The organism is Streptomyces sp. 13-12-16, from assembly GCF_002114215.1.
Classification (GTDB): Bacteria; Actinomycetota; Actinomycetes; order Streptomycetales; family Streptomycetaceae; genus Streptomyces.
Genome location: NZ_NCTE01000504.1, coordinates 33,907 through 56,636, shown reverse-complemented (window position 1 = coordinate 56,636; position 22,730 = coordinate 33,907). Strand labels below are relative to the sequence as shown.

Below are 22,730 nucleotides of genomic sequence, written 5' to 3'. Positions count from 1 at the left end.
TTTGGCGGCTGTCTTGCTCGTGCCGTTCGGAACATTGCTTGCGATATGGGGTGTGATCGCGCTGACGCAGGTCGTCTGCGCGGTGTGTGTGGCCCTCACTGCGGACTGGCGGCCGCACCCCGTGACTGCAGCCGCCTATGCCGCACTCGTGGCCGGACTCACGGGGTACCTGGGCTTCCTGTGCGCGTTCGCGGCCTTGGCGGGCAGGTCAGCGGCATCGACTTGGGGCGCCATCGCCATGGGCCTCGCCTTCGTCGTCGCCCTCGCCGTCGGTTTCGGCGTCGCCCTCGGCAGTGTGTCCGCCGCAGTCGCTCTCGGCATACGTGCTCGCCGGGCCCGGCGAGCCATCGCCCTGGACTTGCCACCGGACACACCAACGGCGGCCGCTGCCGATCAATGAGCGACTCTGTTGGCCGGATCGTGGCCGGTCGTGGTGGCGGGGACCCCGGCGGCCGCATGGACACTCTGGGTGTCCAGATGTCGTAGGCGCCCTGGTGGCCGCTGACCGAGCGGTGCCGGTCCTTCCACGCGGTGATCACCGGCTCGATCAACGACCACTGAGAGTTGGTAGCCTAGGACCATTTTCCCAGGCGGATCCCTCCGAATGTCTGGGTCACGATCGCCTCCTTTGGCTGACGTCGGCGGCGTAGGCGACCCAGTGCCCGCCTGATGCCTGTTGCCGCTGGAGGCCTTCCAGCTCGACCACGGGATCGGCCAACCGCAGGACGTCGGCATCACCTCGGAGCGGAAGCCGATGCCGCGGACGAGGCAGTGGCATGAGTCTCGGTGCCTGTGCCGCCACGAGCGATGCCTGTCTGCTGGGTGGGATGGATAACAGGGCTCCTGGTGACCTTGTCAGTGTTTGTCCGTATGATTGGCCCTCTCTGGAGTTACTGGGGGGCTGCTTTCCATCACGGGGGTGGGTGCCGCGTAATATTCTCGGGGCGCCTGGTGCGTCCCGATCGATCCAGTCATCCGAGGTGGACGCCGGATTCTTGATCTTGCCAGAGGTTGTGTGATCTCCTGGTGCTCGTTCTTCTCGTCCGATGGAGGTTGGCGCAGTGCGCAGGCAGCACTATGGGGTGCCTCTGGAGCGGAGCGACTGCCTGGAGCTCAGGCGTCACAGGAACAGCTGCAAGCCCGAGAACTTCGGCAAGTGGCTCGGTGGCTTCGGTGTTGACAAGCGTCTGGCCGTCGACCTCTTCTCCGGAGCGGGTGGACTGAGCCTCGGACTGGAGCGAGCCGGGTGGACGGTCGCAGCCGCGGTCGACTTCGACGAGCGGGCGCTCCAGACGCACGCCGCGAACTTCCCGGGCATGAGCCTCCACATGGACCTGGGCAATCCTGACGAGCGTGACAGGCTCGTCGAGATGCTGGCGCCGGCCAAGATCGATCTGGTGGCCGGCGGCCCTCCTTGCCAGCCGTTCAGCAGGGCCGGTCGGAGCAAGATCCGCAGCCTCGTGGAGCATCACGGCCGCGATCCCCATGATCGCCGCAAGGAACTGTGGAGCGCCTACCTCGACGTCGTGAAGCGCCTCCGGCCGCGTGCGGTCCTCATGGAGAACGTGCCGGACATGGGTCTCGGCGACGACTTCTTCGTGGTACGCACCATCGAGGAGCAGTTGGAGGACCTCGGCTACGCGACGCAGGTCCGTCTCGTCGATGCGTGGAAGTACGGGGTTCCGCAGCACAGGAAGCGTCTGATCCTGCTGGCGAGGAACGACGTGGAGCGCTTCGAGTGGCGTCAGGAGCTGGAGCACGATCAGCGGACCACGCTGCGGGACGCCATCGGTGACCTGCCGGTGTTGCCGGTCGTGCCCACCGAGCGTGTCGGGCAGCGCGAACTGCCGTACGACGAGCCGTCCGAGCTCTCCAGGTTCGCTCGGGACATGCGTAAGTGGGCGCGCAAGGACCGGGTGTGGGATCACATGACCCGACGGGTCCGGAAGGACGACGCGGAGATCTTCTCCAGCATGGACTCCAGGACCCTGTACTCGCAGATCTCCCCGGAACTGCAGCGTTACAAGGCCGACCACTTCACGGACAAGTACAAGAAGCTCGACTGGGCGGACCTCAGCAGGTCGATCACCGCCCACATCGCCAAGGACGGCTACTGGTACATCCACCCGGACCAGAACCAGCCGCGTACCCTCACCGTGCGGGAGGCCGCGCGGGTACAGACCTTCCCGGACAGGTTCCGCTTCGCCGGCACGCGCAGTGACGCCTTCCGCCAGATCGGTAACGCGGTGCCGCCCCTCCTTGGTGAGGCCGCGGCGGAGGCCCTGCTGCCCGTGGGCGACGAGCAGCCGAGTGAGGGTGGACTCCAGCCGTACTGGCGCACGGTGCGAAGGGATCTGACCGCCTGGGCCGAAGAGCGGCGTGAGTCGGAGGACTGGTACCAGCTTCCGGGCGACCAGATGTCCGGGTTGCAGGCCGCAGTCGTGGCCATACTGTCCGGGACCCGGATCCAGCCCGCGCAGCTTGCGGAGATGGTCGAGGTCGTGCGGGGGCAGGCGTCCCTGAGCAAAGCCGCGCTCGAGACACTTACTGCGGCGGCACCCTCCGAGGCGGCGAAGGCCCGGGTCGCCCGGCTCACCGCGGTGATCGACCAGTCGAGCGTCTGGGACGACGAGGAGAAGGTCCGCGAGCAGCTGAAGCTGAAGCCGGCTGAGGTGACGGTCTACCGGCTGCTGGTCGGCGAGGATCTCCTGTGGGTCGGGCAGGGGGCGCTGCGCGTCGCAGCCCGTCTGCACGGCAGCGACTCGGATCGCACGAACAGGCTCAGCGACGGTCGAGTGGACCTGGTGAAGCTCGTCGGAGCCGGCGAGGACGCGCCTCTGCGTATGGCGGCGCTCCGGCTCATCGGAAGCAGCTTCTGCCGGGCCAAGGAGCCGCTCTGCGAGGCGTGCCCCCTGAGCAAGTACTGCGTCGCCAGGGAGAGCGTCTCGGGCGACCTGTTCACGGACGCGTTGACCGGGACCCACGGACGGGAGACGGTGCCGACCCAGGCTCGCGAGTCTGGTCGCACCGCCGGGCGACGCTGAGCGCAGCGCGCTCGACGTCCGCCCGGATCTCGCACTCCCAGACACGGACGACGGTCCAGCCGGCGGCCTCGGCTGCTGCGGTGTTCCGGCGGTCGCGCTCCTTGTTGGTCTCGATCTTCGCTTCCCACAAGGCGGCGTTCGGGCCGCGGAACGTCTTCGGGCCGTGCACCGGACAACCGTGCCAGAAGCACCCGTCGACGAACACCGCCACGCCGTACCTGGGCAGGACGAAGTCCGCCGTGCAACGGGCAGCCACCTTGCGCTGTAGACGGAACCGGAGGCCGAGCCGGTGTACGGCACGCCGGAGGGCCACCTCCGGTTTCGTGTCGCGGGCGCGCCGACCGCGCAGGTGGCCGCTCAGCTCCGTGCTGACCCACTTCGCGCTCGTGGTGTCCTCACCTGCTGCCATACCTCAGCCCCAGCCCGTCGTCGGCCTACGGGTGTGAGGGTGCCACACTCGTCCCATGCTTCGTGAACCCGCAGAACTCCGTGTCGACGACCACGGCCGGGTCGAGCTCCCCGTCGGCCTGCTCGCGGAGGCGGGCATCGCACCCGGGGCGGACCTCCTGGCCTTCAGCGACGGAGACGGGCGGATCGTGCTCCGCCGCGCCGAGGACGCCATGAGGGACCTGCTCGAGCACGGGGAGCTCTGAGGGCCGGGACGAGTCGGACCTACGGACCGGGGACGAACCCGAGCGAAAGCGCCTCGTTGCGCGCGTGCAGCGCCTGTACCGCCTGTGGTTCGGGGATCTCCTGTTCGAGTTCGAGTCTTCGGCCGACGTACTGCGCGAGCTGGCGCTGCGAGGGATCCAGGTTGTGCGTCTCCTTCGCCCAACGCTCGATGGCGTACCACTCGTCCGCCGGGATCGACGTCACCTCGTCGCTCGCCCCGCGGTCGCCTTCCGCACCGCCCGCGAGGGCCTCGTCGTCCAGCGGATGATCACGGAGCTCGGCCTCCAGGCCGCGAGGAACGGACCAGGGCACGCGGGAGACGGCGTCCCAGCAGGCGGGCTTCTTGGCCCACTCGCCCACGTGGTTGCCCTCACGTGGCCTGGTGACGACCCGCATGACCCGGGGGCACAGGTCGTCGATCGCGGCTTCGAGGGTCGGCGAGACCCTCTGTTCGCGCCAGATCCTGTCGAGATCGATGCGCTGTTCCGTGGCGAGCGCCAGACGGGCCATGGTGTAGGTCGTGATCATGCTCTTGTAGCTGCCCGCCTCGTGGTTCGCCGCGATGCGGTCGACCGCCTTGAAGAGGACCGCCATGGCTATCACCCGCTGGCAGTACCGGACGTCGACCCGAGGGGGCGCCTCGCTGATCCGGTCCATGAACGCGACGAAGTTCTTCTGCGCGCCGCGGCTGACGCTGAACGGGAGGAGACTCCAGGAGTTGACGTACTTCGCGAGGTCCGCCTTCGTGAACTTCCGACTGGTCGGGTTGAGCTTCTTGAAGGTGCGCTGCTTCGCCGGTGTCCGGGCTTTGGCCACCTCGTCGGTGTACTGGCCGCGCGCCCTCTCGTAGAACCAGTGGGTCTCCTGGCCGCTGCCGTCCGTCGCCGGTGCCCACAGGGACCGGGTGATCCGCTGGACGGCCACGTGGTACGCGTGGTTCGAGCTGAAGTCGACGAGTGTCACGCGGTTCTGGGTGTTGGAGTACTCGGAGATCATCGGGACGATCTCCGAGAGCCGCTCGGGAGAGACCTCCGTCAGCTTCATCTGGACGGTCACGTGGGACAGGTCGGCCTTGTCCCGGCTCGAGGCGTAGTGCAACGAGGCCGTGGTCTGACCGCCGTTCACCACCTGGAGCCCGTGCACCCGGGAGATGCCCGTGGGGGTGCCGTCCGGGCCGTGCACGAAGTCGACCTGGGACGCGGTCGCCGTGATGCCGTTGTTGTACGCCAGGAACCTGCCCGGTGAGTGCAGCAGGGTCTCCCTGATTCCCCGGTTGACCGATCCGCGGGCCTGCAGGAAGGACCGGACGTTCAACTCGAGAAGTCTGGTCCCGTACTCCCCGTACAGTTCGGCCAGTCTCTGGCCGGGGATCACGGCCATGGTCACCGAGTGGTCCGGCTCGCTGCTGGGTGCCGAGACGCAGGGCAGCGGAGGGTCGAACGAGACCACGATGGGCTCGCTGATGCTGCCGGACGTCTCGTGGCGGTGCAGCCGCGCCAGGTCCCACACCTCGTGGGTCACGGGAAGGCCGTCGAACTCGGTGGGCGGGAAGGAGGTACTCGTGCCGACGCGGTTGCTGAGCAGGAAGAGCCGGATCCTCCGTACCTCGGTGAGCGCCTTCTCCACTGCCGCGCACATGTCGTACACGTCGAAGGACTCGTCGATGTGCTGACGCAGGCCCTCCCGACACCGGCGGACGAACGTCAGCAGGCGCCTGAACGCGGTCTCCGCCTGCCCCTTCGTGAGTTTGGACTCCAGCGGGTCCAGGTCGAAGTCGGTCACGAAGAGGTCGAGGCACTCCCCGGAGTCCCCGATGCCGTACCCGTGCACGAGATGGCCGTGGGCCGAGTGGTAGGCGGTGAACGTGTTGGACACGATGCCGGCCCGTTCCAGGTCCTCGAACACGCGCCGCGTGAACGTCTCCGGGGTGGTGGTCCCCTCGGCGTCGGCGGTGGCCTGGACGTCCGTGACGACGTCGTGGGCGTACTGGGACAGGTCGAGCTCAGGCATGGGGTCCCCCGATCAGTGCGGTCACCTCGTCGGTCGTGGCGCGGTGGTGGTCAAGTCCCGAGGTGTTCACGTGGTACGAGCACTCACCGACCCCCTCGGGAAGATCTGCCTCGACGAGTCTCGGGAAATTCTCCCCCACGCGCCAGAAGCGCAGGTCGCGAACGGTGTAGCGAGGCTCCTCGTAGACGTCTCGCTGGCCGGGGAGATAGCCGGCCTGCACGAGACGACCGTCGAAGGCGGCTCGGACGACAGGGCTCGTGAGCTGCTCCCGTATGCGATCCACCAGGCGGTTCAGACTCTCTCCTGATCCGCCCCGCCGTTCGTCGAGCATCGCCAACGCCAACAGGAGCGCAGGCGTCCCGGTGGCGTCCAGCTGGCGCTCGCTGGCGATCCGGATGCTGCGGGGGCGTTTGGCGGTGCTGGCCTTCGCCTCGACGGCGACTCCGGGCAGCTGGAAGTCCTGGTTGGTTCCGCTCGGCCCCGTCCACGCGTCGACGGCCTCGGCCGGCCCGACGACGGGCAGGATGTGGTCGCGCAGCACCAGGAGCTCGCCGACGAGTCCACGACGGGCCTCAGGGCCGAGACCGTCTCTGCCGACGGCGCGAAGGAGGTCCTGCCACCGCTCGAACCTCTCCACCGCTGCTGTCAGGGCTGCCGAGGCCCCAGAGGCCTCTCGGACCGTGTCGGCCACGTCCGTGACGAGCGGGTTGAACACCTCGCGCAGCTCGTCGGCGGTGAGGACCACCTGGAGCTCGTACTCGAGACGCGACACGGCACTCACGTTCATCTCCAGCCCGGCAGCGCGAGGCAGATGGCGTACGGAGCGCACGATGTGGTCGGCGGAGCGGGCGTCGGCCCTGAGCACGAGCATGCGCTGCTGCGCCGGGTGGGAGACGGAGAGGAAGACGTCCAACGGAGCGTCCGGGTACAGGCGGATACGGGACCTGCCCGGGGCACCCTGAGGTGCCTCCAGGTCACGCCACTCGGCTTCGGTGACGGTCACTCCCCGTCCTCCTCGTCGTCGAGGGCGTCAAGGCCCTCCTTCTGCCAGACGGCGTTGACCACGTACTCGGTGTCGGACTGGTGCTCGGAGCGCGGGAAGCTCACCTTGAAGCCGACCAGGGGCGGCCGGGCAGGACTGTCCTCGGTCGCCGGCCGCTCGACCAGGTAGACGAGCAGCAGTGCCTGGTCCGCTCGGCGCTGCCAGCGGACGTGGTCTCCCGAAGGTGACTGGGGCACCCTCTCCCGTTTCTTGATGGCTGCGGCCTTCCGTGTCGCTTTCAGGGCGGCGTCCACCTGGTCGGGACCAAGGTCGAAGCGGTACTCGTCGGGAGGGCTGAGCAGTCGGCGGATCGTGTACCGACCGTCGTTGTCGACGTCGTTGAGCGCCGCGCGCTCCACGGGACCCAGGCTGTAACCGGAGACGTCCTGCGGGTCCTTGGCTGCCTGCTTGCCGACCAGGACAACCGTCCAATGCGGGAGCTCACCTACGGCCACGCACTGTTCGATGTACTTCGCGATGAAACGAGGGCGGACCCTCTGGGCCATGCGGTCGGTCTCGTAACGCGTGAGGAAGTCCACGATGGCGTCGGAGGGCACCTGCTTCCACGTCACGTTGGCCCCCGGCGTCGTCTGGTCGCCGGTGGCCAGGCCGTCAAGTCTCCGGACGAAGTCTCCGAGTACTTTGAGGTTGTGTTCCGGGATCCCGTCGGAGACGTTGAAGATCACCGTCTCCGGCCCCTCCCCGGAGTAGCTGAGCATGACCTTCGTACCCTGGCGCATCTTGTTGGCAGCCGTGACGGCGAGGCCCAGGGAGGAGGCGCGGACCTTCAGACCGAAGTACCTCGGACTGAGGTTCAACGCCGCCATCTCCTCGACCTCACGACGCAGTTCGTCAGTCGCGGCAGTCACCTCGATGTACTTCGCCTGAAGATCGGGAGTGGTGTACAGGCGGCAGAGGTCCTCGTGCCCCGGCCGGTATCCGAACCAGCGTCCCATCTGGAGCAGGGTGTCGTACGTGCTGGAAGTGCGCAGGTAGTAGCTGACCGTCAGCCCTTCCAGGGTGAGACCCCGGGAGAGCTTCTGGCCTCCGATCGCGATGACCGAGAGACCGGTCCTGCGGTGCTCGTAGTAGTCGAGTGCGTCGCGGGAGGCGCCGTTGACCGTCTTGACCACGATCTTCCGTAGCGCGGGCATGAGCTGGCTCGACACGTCCTCCCAGGTGACGCGTCGGGCCTCGTCCGCGGGGAAGTGGTCCGTGGTGGGGACGAAGTCCCGCTCCCACAGGGCCCGGAACTCGGCCATGCGCTGCGGTGCCTGTCCGTACCGGTCACGGAGCGAGTCCACGAGGAGCCGCAGGTAGTCGTCCACCTGGTCGCGGACGATCCCCTGGACCGCCGTGAAGCGGGTGACGTGCACCAGCATGGAGTTGTGCACCTTCGTCTGTCCGCGCACCCGCCGTACAGCGCTGGCGAGGACGAACGAGGCGATCGCCTCCCGGAGGGACCGCGGAAGGTCGTCGGAGGGGACGAAGGAGGACTTGTGCTTGCTCGGGATCCAGCTCTCGGCGTCGTTCACGGCGCGTACGAGCGGAAGCGGGGGCACGTCCTCCTCGTCGTCGTTGTCGACCTGGAGACCGAACACCCTCTCCGGGCCCAGGTAGTTGGTCGGCGAGGGCAGGGTGCGGATGAAGCTGTCGGGAAAGAGGTCGGCGCCGAGTTCGGCGTGGTCGACGTCGGGATCGATGTAGATGTTGGCGAACGGGGTGGCGGTGTACCCGACGTACGCCGACTTCTCGAAGCTCTTCATGAGCTCGCGGATCGCGCCGTTGGTCCTGGTCGGATCCGCGTCGGGGTCGCGTTCGGTGTTGATGGAGGCGTTGTCCGCCTCGTCGTCGATGACGAACAGCGGGATGTCGCGTACGACCTTGTTCCCGCTCTCGTCCTCCGTGCCCTGGACCTCGGTCACCCACGTCCGTAGGTACTCGAGGATCTTCCAGTGCTTCTTGACGACGAGCACGACCGGGAAACGGCCGAGCGGGAAGTTGACGGCGTTGGCCGCCTGCCGGCCGAAGTCGCCCTTCTCCGAGCTGTTGGTGGGAGACGCGATGTCGAGCTTCTTGGCGCCCGGCATCCTGCCGGCACCCATGAGACGGGACTTCCCGTTCTGGTTGGACCGTTGCTGGTGCTGGGTGTCGAAACCCAGCAGCCCCTCGTCGACACGCAGCTGGGTCTGGCTCCGGAGGTCGTTGTGGATGCCGGCAAGGATCACCACGAACTGGTACCCCGCGTCCACGGCCTTCGCGGCGAGCCCGATGTACTGGCCGGTCTTGCCCGACTGGACCTGCCCGATCACCAGGCCCGTCCGGCGCCACGAGCCGACACGGCGCGGGTCCTCGAGCTGGCTCAGGACCTCGTCCGTGCTCTGGTCCAGTCGGCGCACGACGAGCGGCGGGAGGTTGCGGACGTCCTCCAGGTAACGGCGGTAGCGTTCCCAGAAGTCCCAGGCCCGGTCGTTCTTGGCTTCGGGCAGCCAGGGCTCGTGCCCGCTGTCGCTCTCCAGCCCGGAGGAGCCCTCCTGGAAGACCGCCGTCAGGACCTCGATCTCCTTGGCCAGCTGGTCACGGTCGAGGACCTCGCCCTGGCCGGCCAGCATCCCGAAGATGACGGTGACCGCGTTCTGCACCTCTTCCGGCGTCGGCTGACGGTCCTGGGACAGTAGTGCGAGAACCAGGCGACGGGCCTTGGCAAGGGACTCGAGAGAGTCCTCGGGGGTGGAACTCACAGCAGACCTCCGGCTGGGCGGGAACGGCATGGGGCAGGCTAGGGGCGGGCACTGACAACGGGCTCACCCGTCCCAGAAGCCCTGCATCTGGTCGAAGGGGGGCATCGTCCGGAGGCGTTCGCGAGCGGCCGCAGGTGAGCGGCCGTCTGAGACCAGCGCCTCGTAGATGCGCTGTGCGACCTCCGTGGCCTCGGCGTCGGCGGGCCCGGGACCCCCGAAGGGCTCGGGGTCGTCGCTGGTGTCAGTCTCGTGCATCACGCGGAGGGCGGTGACCGGCACCGTCTCCTCGAGCAGACGGATCAGGGCACGTACGTCATCCGAACCAGCACCGCCGGAGCGCAGAGCTGCCTTCACCAGAGGGTGGCCCCGGTTGATCCGACAGGTGACCTGGTCGTCGACACGGCGGACGTTCCACGCGTACACTAGTGGGTCCCCGTGTGTGCGCGCAGCGATCTGCCCGCGGTGCCGAAGCACGTCGGCGGCCCTTCTCCTGGCCTGCAGGGCGATGCGCCGTAGATGAGAACGCAGTGCGACAGGCGGGACGACACTGGACTTCCGGACGTCGACCCCCCATTCGACATCCGTCTCGGCGGGGATGTCCACGGCGATCCGTGCCAGGTTGTACTTCTCCTCGCGGCGCAACCCGCGCTGTCCCAGCCAGTCACCGGCAAGGATCAGACGGTCCCGGCGGTACACGTAGAACCCCTGCTGGTCGAGCCACCCACGCGGGCCACCGGCCTTCTCGTACTCGTCCGGGGCGAGCCTCTGGGCACTGGGAAGGACGAACGCCTCCACCCGTACGGAACCCGCCCCCAACCGCAGACGCTCGACCGGAAGCGGTTGTACGGACGGGTGACGGGACAGGAACGGGTCCCAGGGCTCGACGGGGCTGCCCGACACACGCAGGTTGCGACGTCGGCTTCCGGTGAGGAACCGGCCGAAGACCATGCCCAGGTGGGACTCCGTGCGGGCGGCCTCCGCGTAGAACTGCTTCTGTGTCCGCTCGTCCTCCACCGTCACCGCGTCGACGTGGTAGCCGTTGAGGCGCCGCCACAACACGACGGTGCCGTGGTCAGCCTCCCCCCGGATCCTGTCGAGCAACTCGGTGGTCGTCTCGTCCGCGCCGCGTAGCAGCCGCCACTCGCCCGACCTCTCGACGACGTCGAGGTCCCACGTGCGCACGTGCCATTCGCCGGCGGTGGCGGTGGCGACGGTGAGCTGCCGGGCCTGTGAGAACGAGGCCGACTTGAGGCCGACGCCGAAGCGCCCCAGGTCCGTGGCGCTTCGGGGCGTCGCAGGGCCTCGCGCGGCCACGGTCATGGCGGTCACGAGCTCGCCGGCGGTCATCCCGGCACCGTCGTCGGCAACGGCGATCCAGGAGTCCTGCCCGGCCCAGGTGAACTCGACGTCGACCGTGGACGCACCCGCGGAGATGCTGTTGTCCACGAGATCCGCGATGGCGGCAGGCAGGGAGTACCCGAGCGAACTGAGCGAGGCGACCATGCCTGCCGGTTCCGGAGCTGCTATGTCGTACGTCACGCCGAATGTCCAGCCTGTTTCCGGTTTCTGATGCTGGTTGCGATTATCCACGTATGCCGTTCGGGCCTTGGGCGGGTGGTCGAGTGGGGTGTCCTGCCGACGCGAGGCCACGTGAACGTTCCATACGCCTCTTCGCGTGCTGCGGAAAGGGGCTGCGGCTCACGAAGCGACAGGCGGCGGTGCCGTTCTACCGGAACCGTGGGCGCCAACCGATTACTGGGGACACCTGGAGCGCATCCATGTGTACTTGGCACCGGCCCACGGGAAGCGATCTCTTCACCACGTTGTAGTGCAACCCCTCGGTAGGGAGGTCGGGTCTCGTCAGGGCTGTCACCAAGGCGTCGAGGTCAGGCGGGGTTCCCAGGGCCTGTACGTAGCGGAGAGAGGTGGCGTGCATGTCCGGTGCCGGGAGAGGGCGAAGACCGAGTTGTCGGGGCGTGCCGACACACCAGGTCCAGTCGATCGAGTCGAACGGTGGCCAACCGGCCGGCAGCTCGGCTGCGGCCGTGGCCGCCCGCAACTCTCCTCTCACACGGTCCAGCTGCCGGGCAGCGGAGGTGACCCAGTTCTCGACCTTCATGACCTCATGCAGGGAAAGTGCCTCGATCGGCCACTTGATCTCGAGGCACAGACCACGACGCCTGCCCGGGTCCACGACGACCACGTCCAGATCACCAGCAGACCTGCCGTCGGTCCTGACCACCGGGACCCGTTCCGCGACCAGGGTGCCGGGCGTCGTGCGCAGCCAGGCAGCCCATGCTGCTGCGCGCTCGCCCTGTTCCCTGCCTGTGCGACCGAATCCCCCGGAGGCATGGGCGGCCGAACGAAGCATGATCGGGTCCACGGCCCTCGGAGTCACGAGGGGCGGGCAGACGATGAGGACGTCGCCGTGCCGGACTAGCGGGGAGGTCCTGCACGAGCGCCCGGTCCGGTAGGTGAGTCTTTCCACCACCAGAGCGTGGTGCGCCTCCGAGACGTCCGGGCACATCTCCGCGAGCACGGCCATCAGCCGGGTGCCAGTCAGGTGGAAGAGCGTCGTCTCCAGCCGGGAGAGCCTGTGCGCCGTCTGCTCGCACAGGGAGGCGATTCCAATGATCACTGCCAGGACGCTGATCATGTCGCCGGCGGTCATCCCTCCACCCAGGGGGAAGGAATCAGGCACCTGTCCTTCGGGCACCGACTGCCGGTATGCCTCGATCGTCGTGGAGGCACGCTGGACGGCAGCGCGCAGGACCTCTGGTGGCGGGCTGGTCCGGGAGTCGACAGGCCGAGTGGAGATCCATCGGCGCTCCGTCTCGGACAGCTCCGGTAGCCCTGTGGGACGTGCGTCGCGTTCGAGGAACATGTCGGTTACCTCGGCCGATGCGTTCCAGCGGTGACGTATCCGGAAGTTCCCCCTGGTCATCCGTACCTGGTAGGCCCCGCTCCGCACGCCGGTCTCCACCAGGTCCAGCCGTTGGGCCGCCGCCGCGGCGAGGACGATCTCGGCTGCGTCCTTCTCCGAGCACGTGCCCGTGCCGACGGGGCGGTCGTGGTGCCAGACGACGAGCTGGGCGAGGACGCTCTCCCACGGCAGGTCCGTCATCATCCCTGCGCTGATCTCCATCGCGCGGAGTCTCGTCGCCGTCCGGAGAAGGTCGTAGATCCGCTCCGGTCCGGAGCTCCAGCCACGTAGTGAGCGGACCTGGTCACGAGCGCTGGCGATGGTGTCCAGCAGGTCCAGTTCGGGTTTCACTCATGCTCCACTTGTGGACGATCGGCGTTCGACGGGCCCTGCGACGTCTGGCGGGGCCGGTGTGGGGAGGGCAGAGGACGGACCCTCCCCACACCGGGCGTTCACAGGGTGGGGTCCCAGTACCCGACTTTCGAGCCGTCCGGAGAACCGAACAGGTGCCAGCGGGAGAGGTTCCTGTTCCAGGACTGACAGGCCGTCTCGGGGAGCTGGAGGCAACCGTGGTCCGCACCCTCGTTCGTGATCATGCAGTTGGGGTCGTACAGACAGGAGTCGTTGTCGACGGCCCGGCTCACGACCGCGTCGAGGTTCTGCTCGAGTACGGTCCGCATGGCACCGAGGCTGAACTCGCTTCCGCCGTTGGGGTAGATGGCGAAGGCCAGGTCGTACGGGAACAGGTACTCGGACAGACTGGTCTCGCTGTACCCACTGTCGACTGCCAGCGCCCGCAGGAGCTGATGCGACAGGGAGTGGAGCAGACCGAACAGCTCGTGGACGGGCAGGTCGGGATGCCCCGGTGCCGGGCGGGTCTCGTGGGAGAGGGCCTTGCCGTCACTCGGACCGAGCTGGTGCACCAGCCACTGGGCGACGCCGCCGGCGTCGTCGAGGACGCGTCTGCTCACGAGCTCGTTGCGGACCAGCCAACGGCTCAACCGTTCCCTGTCCACCGGGAAGAGCAGCGCCTCCGCCTGTGTGGGGTGCGCATAGAGCAGGGTCCTCTCGGGGGTGCCCCGTGAGGCGCGCCCCCGGTAGGGCACGAGGTCCGCCTCCTCGGGGCTGAAACCCGTCCGGCTGTAGCCGATCGCGAGGTAGGTGATCGGGAGGTCGCTCACCAGACAGGTGTCCCGGCCGAGGCCGGCAGTCGCAAGGACCTCGGGGTAGCGCTCGTAGAGAGCGCGGCGCTCGGCGTTGCGCGCCTCCCGCTGGAGGCGGGGGACGCCCAGGCGGTCCAGGTTGAGGACCCGACGGTAGGTGTGCAGCTCGGCGGCGAGCCCCCGGGCGTCGTCGCTCTCGGTGTCGAGTCCGAGAGCCTTGCCCACCCGCTCCTTCAGGTGGTCCACCTCGACGGGCATGAAACGCGCCCGCAGTGCACGCGCCTGGTCGTGCAGACCGGCCTGCTCCATCACACGGATGCTCTCGACGACCTCGTCGGGGACGTCCACCGTGTGTCCGTCCGTGAGTCGCCGGAACTCCTCCTCGGTGATCTCACCGAGCCACCAGCCGAGCACGGCGGCCGTGTACAGGGGGTTGCCCTGGCGGGTGGCCTCTTCGGTCGTGGTCACGTTCACCAGCGTCAGACCCTGGCCGACATGCGCGGTTCCCGCCGTGTGGAGCAGGGGGTGCATGAACTTGTCCGGGTAGCTGCAGGACGAGTTGCTGCAACTCCACTGCACACCCAACGGGAAGCCGCAGGTCATGCACTCCCAGCGGAAGTCACGGAACCGACTCGCACGGTCGTCCAGCCTGAACCGGGTGTGTCCCCTCGGGCACTTGCTCGGCGGGTACATGGGCGACATCTCGCCGCACCTGTGTGCGAACACGAACTGGAGCTGCCGGTTGCCGACGGCGTTGCCGCACGCGGGGCAGGCCGGCGGCCAGTCATCCGTTCCCGGCCGGGGATCACTGGCCGACCAGACGTGTCCGCAGCTGCCCCTGGCACAGCGCACCACCCGAGGCCAGATACGGCAGAAGACCTTGCCGGGGACCACGACCTCGTAATGGCGGTCGGCGAGCCGGTCCTCGTCTCCGGGAAACTCGGGTGCCCGGTCGGAGCCGGCGGCGAACGCGCGGCCGGCGGCCCGCCACCTGCGTACGAACCGCATGGCCTCCTGGACCAGGTGCTCGCGGTCGAGCGAGGGGCCGTCGAACTCCTCGTCCCGTCCGAACTGCACCACCTGGGCGGTGTAGCCGCCGCGGTGGTCGAAGGTCTGACCGGGACGGTACCGGTAGAGGACCTGGCCCCGGTCACGGGCCATGTCGTCGTTCCTCGGGCTGAACGCCATCACGACCTCCTGCCGTCGGACACGATGTGGAACGGGATGCCCTCGGAGACATCTCGGAGACTCGTCATGGGCCGGTGTTCGAGACCCAGGTAGTCGCCTGTGGCACGGTATCCGCGGTTGTTGCCACCGGAGAGGCCGGCAGAGGCCCCGGCGGAGCGGAGGCTGGCCAGTGCATGTTCCACCATGTCCTCGAGATCACTGTGGAGCTCCTGGCCCTCCGGGCGGTCCGACTGGAAGACCGTGTGAAGTGCCTCCAGCAGTTCGGTGAGCTGGACACCCTCGAGCCCTCCGACCGAAGGATCACGGAGCGCGGCCTGCATCTTCGAGAGGTCGTGCAGGTGCCCTGGCGCGTTACCCGCTCGCCACCAGTCCCGGTTGGCGATCTGGAGGAGATGGCCCATCAGTATCCCGGGAAGAGTCCTGCGCACGGCGAACCGGCTCCAGCGGTTGATGGCCACCGGCTCGACCATCCGGTCCAGGTACTCGTGGAACTTGCCGTGGTACCGGTAGTGAGACCGGTCCCGCTCCCTCACCGGGTTGAAGAGCATGAACACGAGGCCGTGGTACGCACGGCCGACCCGCGAGGACGCCTGGATGTACTCGGCCATGGACCGGGGCATCCCGTTGAACAGCATGAGGTTCAACCGGTCCACGTCGACCCCGTGGCTGACCATGCTGGTCGCGACGACCATGCCCGTGCTGCCGTTGGTGCTGCCCAGGTCGTCCAGGACACCACGCACCTCGTCCAGACGCGTCTCGCCCTTGAGCTCGGCTACGCGGAGATCGGGGAACCCCTCCCTGCGCAGGGCCTCGTTGACCTGGGTGTCCAGCGAGCGCCGGATACGACCGAAGTCCACGAGGGTCGTCGCATACGTGAGGCTCGTGCGGTACAGGTCGACGACTGCGCGGAGCTCCTCCTCCGGCCAGGCTTCGAGAGCCGGGGGAAGATCCCGGCGCTGGTCGAGCTTCCACAGAGCCCGGTGTGCGGACGTCAGGATCCTGACCAGCGTCATCTCCGCCGTACCCCGTGTCGGCATGACCCCGACGAAGCGACGCAGGGGAAGCTCTCGGTCGAGACGCCAGTAGAAGCTCTCGTCGAGGTCGGGGCCGGGAAGAGGCACCACCACCGACCGCAGGCCGAAGAGGTGCTCGCTCTGGCGGTCCTCGCCACGGATGGTCGCGGTGGTCGCGACCACCTTCATCCGGACGCCTCGTCCGTCGGGGCGCTGCCGGGCTGTCAGCGTCCGCTGGACCTCCGCCAGGAGCCCCTCGTAATGCCCGGAGAACGCGCCGAGTTCCTCGTTGACCATGTGGAGTTCGTCGATGATCTCCAACGACGGGGAGGGATCGTAGAGGGGAGTCCCCAAGGGCTCGGGAGGCGACTTCGGATGGCCTGGGGCATGACGCTCGTGGCACTTGCCGCCCCGACCGAATCCGTGGGGCGTGCACCAGCAGTCGACGTCCCCGAAGAGCGCGCCGAACCGGTCCGACAGTCCGATGTTCGCAAGCTTGTCCAGAGTGCCGACCACGACGGTGGGGAGGTAGCGGTAGATCTCCGTGTCCACCACGACGATCGGGAGGACCTTGCCGCACCGTTCGTTGCCGCAGACGTGTTCCAACCTGAGGCGCTGGGGGTCGGGCGGCGGGATGTGCACCGACCGCTCACCGCAGTAGGGGCAGTCGTGCACCAGCCGGAACGCGTGCCGCTCCGCCTCACTCGACCGAAGGCGGTCGAGCGTGCGGTCGGCGGTCAGGGAGTTCGGTGTGTTGCCACCGCCGGCGTAGAACCCGATGAAGAACGGCCACCCGGGGTCACCGCCGACCTCCTTGAGCCTGTCGGCGTTCCGGTCCCGGACGGTGTCCGCAGCAGCGACGACGTCGAGCTGCCGCTGTGTCTGCTGCAGGGTGAGCAGCCTGAGAGGGAAGCGGCACCAGGCCGAGACCCCGACCTTCTTGCCCCTGGCGCGGTCGTAGAACATGCACACCAGCACCAGTCCGAGGTACGCCTCGGTCTTGCCGCCTCCGGTCGGGTACCAGACGACGGTGGCTGCCTCCGTCGGATCCACGCCCTGGTCGTCACCCCAGAGCCCGGGGGAGAAGAGGTGCTGCGGGTGCTCCCGCCAGGCCAGGGCACCGAGCTGGCTGACGATGGCCACGAGCTGGAACAGCCGCCATCCCCGACTCGGCCGCTCGCGACTCTGGTTGAGCTCCGTCATGGACTCGTTCGCGAGCTGGAACGCCACCAGCAGGCGCTCGTCCCGTCGCAACCACGCGATGCCGTCGCGGAGCCGAGAGACCTCAAGCGCGGCGGCCCGTCGGTCGGCCTCCTTCCGATCGGCCAGTCCGGGCCTGTCCTGGAGGTCCGCCGTGCTCCAGGCCGGCGAGTCCAGATACATCTCCATCTCGTCGGCGAGATCGTCGAGAACCGGAAGCGGGTCGGTCGCGAGCGCCGCGTATCCCCATCGTTCGTCGGTCCGTGGCACGGCGCGGTGGGTGTCGTGTTGTGGAACGGGCACACTGCGCACAGCCACGAGTCGTCCGTCATGCCACCGAGGCTCGACACCACAGTTGTTCGCGTACGCCCCGAGCTCCCCGGAGTAGCGATAGGCGTCGGCACCGAGGTCCATCGTGATCGGCAGCAGACGGTCGCCCTCGACTTCCAGGCCAGCACGGAACAGGGCGTTGTCCCTGGCCTCGTCACGGCGAGTACGGCCTGCGTTGCTGCCCCGACCTTGGACGGTCACGACGGGGTCCTTGGCGAGGTTCTGAAGTGTCGCCGTCACACGGAGCCGGCCGGAGGCAACCGGCCTCGACGTGACGACGACGCGCGCGGCGGGGGACGGCACCACGGGGTCCCCGCCCACCTCCCGGGCCAGCCACTGTTCGAAGGCCTCGTCGTCCTTCATCGCGCCAGGAGGGACCAGTCGCTCTCGGCGGTCGCTCCCGAGGCGACGGTCGATCCGCGGGTCGCGGAGAGCCAGCTCGACGGCCTCCGCGAAGGCGTTCCGGAACTCGGCTTCCAGGGTCTCCCGCAGACCAGCCTCGTGCCCCAGGACGATCTCCACTGGCCCGACCGTCACGGCCAGTCGCTTGAACAACGGAGCCAGCCGGTACGGCTCCTCGCGTTCGCCGGCCCACTCCAGCTGCTGGACTCGGGTCGGCAGCGCCGAGTAGTAGAACGAGGCTTCGGCCTTGACCGTGACGGAGCTGGCGTTCTCGGCTTCGAACTCGAACCCGAGGCTGTCCGGAGTGGTCCGTCCGTACCGTGGAGCGGCGCCGCCCGGCTCGACGGTGTGGGGGCCGAGGCTCTCCATGAAATAGCGGGCACTGGGAGGTTCGCCCAGGCATACGTCGCCTTGGGCCTCTCCGGTCGCATCGCTGACCACCGCGCTCACGAGGTGCTCGACGAGCGCTGTCTGCTGGGCGACGCTCGGCTCGAACGGGGGAGTGGTCACGGCGTCTCCCCGAGAGGCTGGGCGTGTGCCGCCGGAAGGGGGGAGGGGCTGCAAGAGAACCTGACGAGGCAGGTGCCGTCGCTCGGGAACTGGCGACGGGGGAGCCGAATCGGCTCCGATGCGCGTGCCGGGGATGGTGAACATGCCGAACCGGCCCGCAGGACAAGGGTGTCCACGGGATCTCCAAGGTCCGCGAGTCAGAAGCCGCCATGGCACGACGCCATGGCCGGACATCTTCTGCTTCTCCGAACCTGAGCAGCATGGGCTCAGGTGAAGCGAGGTCACAAGCTGCTAAACCATATTGGTCAACTCTGTCTCGAACATTTCGATCCCTTGCCTGAATCGATCGAAAGCAGTGATAAGCGGGACTGCCGGCTCAGGGGCGGCGGAGTTCATCAGGCCACGCTCGGCATCGCCCGGATGCACGACCTGGCCCCCACTGAATAAATCACACCCCATACGGGTGCAACCTCTAGTCGAACCTGGCCGAGGCCGTCGAGAAGACGGTAGTCCAGCACCGAGCTCTGCTGCGGGAACCCCACGACCCCGCCACCGCCAGGGTCGCCACGACATGGTGAACGCGAACCTCGAACCGTCCCCTCCCGTCGCATCGCGGACGACCGGCAGGCTCTCTCCGACCGTGTCCGGGAACAGCGCACTGCGGTGCAGGCTCTCCTCGACCTAAGCGTCGGACTGCGCGCGATCGCTCGTCAACTCGGCTTGGCCGGCAACACGGTCCGCCGCTTCGGCCAACGCCGCGGACCCAGCGCCTCCTGCCCCGCATCATGGCCAGCCCGCGGAACCTCGCCGTCGGCGACCACCGCTAGGACGCCACACCACCATCGCAGCCGCCCTCCGCCACACTGCCCGAGACCACCTGCGGCCCCTTACCGCTCTCGGACTGGCATGACCAATCCGGACACAAGATCACTTCCCAGAGACCCTGCCCGCCACTGGCCCTGGGCCCATGAGACCACCGCCGCCCTCGAACGGCTTGTGCTCATGCCCAATCCCGGCTGACCAGCAGAATTCCCGTCCCGACGACGGCACCACCCGATCCGGGCAGTGGAACCCGACGCGACAGCCGGGCCACCGGTCTGCCCACTATCAGCTCCAGAACGCGAAAGCGTCCACCGACTCCGTCGACGGACCCCCACGAAAGATCGAGGTTAAGGGCCTGCAGATCAATAACACGCCGACTTCGGTTCTGCGCCCGCGCCGCGTGCTAAAGGCCGCTGAGCTGTGGTGACGTCGCACCAAGCAGGCGTCGGCAACGGCGCTACCGGCGTGTAGACCCGCATGTTGTTCGGAGACGAGCCCTAACGAGCTCGTGCACGGTAAGCGGTGAGGCATCGAAGGCTTCGGCATGGCTCCGTGTTCACATCTGCCGTGGTGACGTCAGGTCCGCGGTCTGCTGGTGAGACAGCAGACTGGCGATCGCCTGGACGGTATCGCTCATGCGTTCGCGACGGCCGAGGTGGCGGGCCAAGGCCCGCCAGTTCTTCAAGTGGGCGATGCCGTGCTTGACCCGGATCCGCCGTGAGGAGTGCGCCTTGCGTTGCCGCTCGTGCATTTCCTCGTACAAGTCCGGAGCATTCTTCTTGAACTTGCGGTGCGGCGGTGTCACCACCCGACCACCGGTCTGCGAGCCCAGGCCCTGATAGCCGGCCTCGGCGAGGACCTTCACCGCAGGTCCCTCGGCCAAGAGCTTGACCAGCCCTTACTGACGGGCATGGGTGATGTCCGCGGAACTTCCGGGCTGAGCCGGGCTGCAGAAGAGCACCCGGCCGTCGCCGTCCGTGACGACCATGGTCTTGACCGCGTTCTGCTTGCTCTTGCCGGAGATGAACCTGTCCCGGTCCTTGCGTCCGGCGGCCGGCCGGCGGACCCGGATCTCGGTGCCGTCGATGATGCCGGTCTTCCCACCAGCACCGAGGTGGTCGATGACCTCGGCCAGAGTCCGCAGTCGAAGGCCAGGGCTCACCGTGCATCCTCGCTCGGCGAGCAGGTCGTGCGTGACCCTGTGTCGGAGGTGCACGAGGGTGGCCAGGAGCTGGTCGACGAACACCAGCCGGTGCTTCGCATCCGCGCCCAGCGCCCGCTTCCGCGGCCGGGAGGCAGGCCTGGCCTGGTGCCGTTCATGCCGCAACGGACCAAGCTCGGCCACGAGTTCAGCAACCACGTCGGCCGACAGGAGCGTGATCCTCCGGTCGCTGATGATTGCTGCACGAGACGCGTTCCCCACCACAAGACCATGATCCAAGATCAGGAGATCGACGCCTCACCGCTTACCGTGCACGAGCTCGTTAGAAGGACCACCGCCCTTCTCCACGCACTCCTCCGTCAGCCATAAACGATCTTCGCGCCCGACGGCGCAGATCGGAAAGGATCAGTTCGATCGTTTTCGACTGCACAGTATGGAGGATTCGTGGAGGTGGGCACCCTGGCGCATGTTAGTACAGCCCGCCGAGCCGATCGGTAATCTATTGCTTTGAGAATAGGGGCCCAATCCCGTACCGGCCAATACTCCTGCACCCGAGGGACAGCAAATGACAGAGATTACGCCTATTACGCTGGTCGAGCGATTCTTGCGTGGACTGGAAATATCTCCGGACCGTCCCGCAGTACGGATCGGATCGGATGCCATCACCTATCGGCAGGTACACAGCACGGCCTTGCGTTGGGCCGGGGCTCTCGTGGCAGCTGGTTCTCCTCGGGCGGTAGGAGTACTGACCGGTAAGAGCATGACCGCCTATGTGGGCCTACTTGCGGTGCTGTACGCGGGCGCCAGCGTTGTTCCGCTGCAGCCGGACTTCCCGGCCGCACGCACCCGCCGGATGATCAAAATGGCCGGCGTGGAGACGCTGATCGCCGACGAACGCGGTCTGGCGGTCCTGTCGGAGATCGCCGATCAGGAGACAGTCGTCCGAGTCCTCGACACCGACGGTTTCGCCGACAGGTTTCCTACAGTCCCGGTGGCTTCGGAGTCAGCAATTTCGGAGCCGATCCGAGTGACACCTTCGGACCGGGCATACATTCTCTTCACCTCGGGTTCGACCGGGGTCCCGAAGGGAGTTCCCATATCGCACGGCGGCCTGGTGCACTATCTCGACCAGCTTGACAAGCGGTGCGACTTCCGGTGGGACGACGTGTTCGCCCAGACCTACGACCTCGCCTTCGACCCTGGCATTCACGACGTGTTCGCCGCCTGGGGTGCGGGCGCGATGCTGCAGGCAGTTCCGACGTCGGCGTACCGGGATCTTCCAGCGTTCCTTGGCGAGCACGGGGTGACTATCTGGCACTCCACACCGAGCGCCATCTGGATGGCCCGGGAGATGGGCGGGCTAGCGGAAGGCGCACTCGGCGGCCTGAGGTGGTCGTTCTTCGGTGGCGAGGCGCTGCGCTTCCAGGACGTTACGGACTGGCTGGCGGCTGCACCGGGATCGAAACTGGAGAACCTTTACGGGCCGACCGAGCTCTCGATCGGTATCACCGGGCACCGCTGGTCGGGCGAGGAGTCGGTGCGAGGTAGCGTCAACGGCACCGTGCCGATCGGTAAGGTGTACGACGATCACGAATTCCGCCTGGTAACCGAGGAAGGCGAACAGTCTTCCGTAGAAGGCGAGTTGTGGATCGCCGGTCCGCAGATGACCACCGGATACCTCGATCCGGCTAATAACGAAGGCCGGTTCGTCGAGCTAGACGGCCTACGCTGGTACCGCACGGGCGACCGGGTTCGCGCGAATCCGGACGGCCACCTCGTCTACATCGGCCGGATGGACTCGCAGGTGAAGGTGCACGGGTGGCGCGTCGAGCTGGCGGAAGTTGACCATCTGGCACGCGGATGCGAGGGAGTGCGCGACGCGGCCACTGTAACGAGGTCCGCAACACACGGTACGGAGCTGGTCGTATTCTACACCGGTGTCGAAGTTCCAGAGGCGATGTTGGCTGATGCCATGCGCGCAGCGCTGCCGGTCAGCACACTGCCGCGCCAATACATATACGTGGAAGAATTCCCCTTGACCCCCAACCAGAAGGTCGACCGGCTGGCCCTGCAGAAGCAGGCCGAGGCACTGCTGGACTGAGCAGGAGGGTACTGGACGATGACCAAGTACAGACATACGGTCGAAGAAGCGGAGAGATTCAACAAGCACGGTATCGAACTGACTGTTTACGGTCAGCGTGACTCGTCGGCGACAGTCGTCCGCGTGCAGGTCGAGCAGGGGCACTTCGAGGAATTCTACAATGTGAGAAGTTCTTACATCTATTACATTGTCGGGGGGCAGGGGGTGTTCTACCTGGACGGCGAGGCGGTCGACGTCGGTGCCACCGACCTGATCACGGTCCCGCCACATACTCGCATTTACTATTTTGGAACCATGGAGATGGTTCTGACTGTGGCGCCTGCATTCAACGAAGAAGATGAACGGCACATCAGGTTCGTCAGCGAAAGTGAAAGGCCCTAGCTTGACTCTGTCGGGGATCTTGCAGT

At 67.4% G+C, this 22,730-nt stretch carries 13 protein-coding genes and 2 pseudogenes; 6 read left to right on the top strand and 9 right to left on the bottom strand.

Annotated features, from left to right (window positions below):
• Together B7767_RS47340 and dcm are read left to right on the top strand one after the other, a co-directional pair.
• The coding region (locus tag B7767_RS47340; protein WP_218775805.1) for a hypothetical protein at window positions 1-400 on the top strand (400 nt) is incomplete at its 5' end.
• A gap of 661 nt (window positions 401-1,061) precedes the next feature.
• Window positions 1,062-3,044, top strand: coding sequence for a DNA (cytosine-5-)-methyltransferase (gene dcm / locus B7767_RS19970; RefSeq protein ID WP_085573378.1), 1,983 nt, complete (start codon window positions 1,062-1,064; stop codon window positions 3,042-3,044).
• On the opposite strand, the gene B7767_RS19965 is transcribed toward dcm, so the two are convergent.
• Window positions 2,959-3,453 carry a very short patch repair endonuclease gene (locus B7767_RS19965; RefSeq protein WP_085573377.1) on the bottom strand — a complete coding sequence of 165 codons (495 nt, stop codon included), beginning with the start codon at window positions 3,451-3,453 and terminating at the stop codon, window positions 2,959-2,961. The two genes, dcm and B7767_RS19965, sit on opposite strands and share 86 nt — an antisense overlap.
• Window positions 3,454-3,508: 55 nt before the next feature.
• Between B7767_RS19965 and B7767_RS19960 the strand changes: the two genes are divergently transcribed.
• Window positions 3,509-3,697 (top strand): AbrB/MazE/SpoVT family DNA-binding domain-containing protein, encoded by a 189-nt coding sequence (locus tag B7767_RS19960; protein ID WP_085573376.1) that lies wholly within the window; start codon window positions 3,509-3,511, stop codon window positions 3,695-3,697.
• A gap of 19 nt (window positions 3,698-3,716) precedes the next feature.
• On the opposite strand, the gene B7767_RS19955 is transcribed toward B7767_RS19960, so the two are convergent.
• From B7767_RS19955 to B7767_RS19925, 7 genes are all read right to left on the bottom strand, one after another.
• On the bottom strand, window positions 3,717-5,726 hold the full coding sequence (locus B7767_RS19955; protein WP_085573375.1) for an AIPR family protein: 2,010 nt from the start codon (window positions 5,724-5,726) through the stop codon (window positions 3,717-3,719).
• Entirely contained in the window at window positions 5,719-6,729 is a 1,011-nt protein-coding gene (locus tag B7767_RS19950) for a PD-(D/E)XK motif protein (protein ID WP_085573374.1), read from the bottom strand. The genes B7767_RS19955 and B7767_RS19950 overlap by 8 nt, the downstream gene beginning before the upstream one ends.
• On the bottom strand, window positions 6,726-9,509 hold the full coding sequence (locus tag B7767_RS19945) for a Z1 domain-containing protein (RefSeq protein WP_085573373.1): 2,784 nt from the start codon (window positions 9,507-9,509) through the stop codon (window positions 6,726-6,728). The genes B7767_RS19950 and B7767_RS19945 overlap by 4 nt, the downstream gene beginning before the upstream one ends.
• 63 nt (window positions 9,510-9,572) lie before the next feature.
• Window positions 9,573-11,048, bottom strand: coding sequence for an ATP-binding protein (locus B7767_RS19940; protein WP_085573372.1), 1,476 nt, complete (start codon window positions 11,046-11,048; stop codon window positions 9,573-9,575).
• A 187-nt stretch (window positions 11,049-11,235) separates the two neighbouring features.
• Window positions 11,236-12,393 carry a hypothetical protein gene (locus B7767_RS19935; protein ID WP_218775804.1) on the bottom strand — a complete coding sequence of 386 codons (1,158 nt, stop codon included), beginning with the start codon at window positions 12,391-12,393 and terminating at the stop codon, window positions 11,236-11,238.
• Window positions 12,394-12,884: 491 nt separating this feature from the next.
• Window positions 12,885-14,783, bottom strand: a complete 1,899-nt coding sequence (locus B7767_RS19930) for a hypothetical protein (RefSeq protein WP_085573370.1) — start codon at window positions 14,781-14,783, stop codon at window positions 12,885-12,887.
• Window positions 14,783-18,238, bottom strand: a complete 3,456-nt coding sequence (locus B7767_RS19925) for a helicase-related protein (protein WP_179167213.1) — start codon at window positions 18,236-18,238, stop codon at window positions 14,783-14,785. The genes B7767_RS19930 and B7767_RS19925 overlap by 1 nt, the downstream gene beginning before the upstream one ends.
• A 363-nt stretch (window positions 18,239-18,601) precedes the next feature.
• Here B7767_RS19925 and B7767_RS44735 point away from each other — a divergent pair.
• Window positions 18,602-18,685: pseudogene (locus B7767_RS44735) on the top strand (IS5/IS1182 family transposase); the annotation flags it as partial.
• Window positions 18,686-19,616: 931 nt separating this feature from the next.
• Here B7767_RS44735 and B7767_RS48150 read toward each other — a convergent pair.
• Window positions 19,617-20,222, bottom strand: a pseudogene (locus B7767_RS48150) (transposase family protein).
• A gap of 565 nt (window positions 20,223-20,787) precedes the next feature.
• Between B7767_RS48150 and B7767_RS19915 the strand changes: the two are divergent.
• Window positions 20,788-22,323 (top strand): AMP-binding protein, encoded by a 1,536-nt coding sequence (locus B7767_RS19915; protein ID WP_085573368.1) that lies wholly within the window; start codon window positions 20,788-20,790, stop codon window positions 22,321-22,323.
• An 18-nt stretch (window positions 22,324-22,341) separates the two neighbouring features.
• Window positions 22,342-22,704 carry a cupin domain-containing protein gene (locus tag B7767_RS19910; RefSeq protein WP_085573367.1) on the top strand — a complete coding sequence of 121 codons (363 nt, stop codon included), beginning with the start codon at window positions 22,342-22,344 and terminating at the stop codon, window positions 22,702-22,704.
• The last annotated feature ends 26 nt before the right edge of the window (window positions 22,705-22,730 follow it).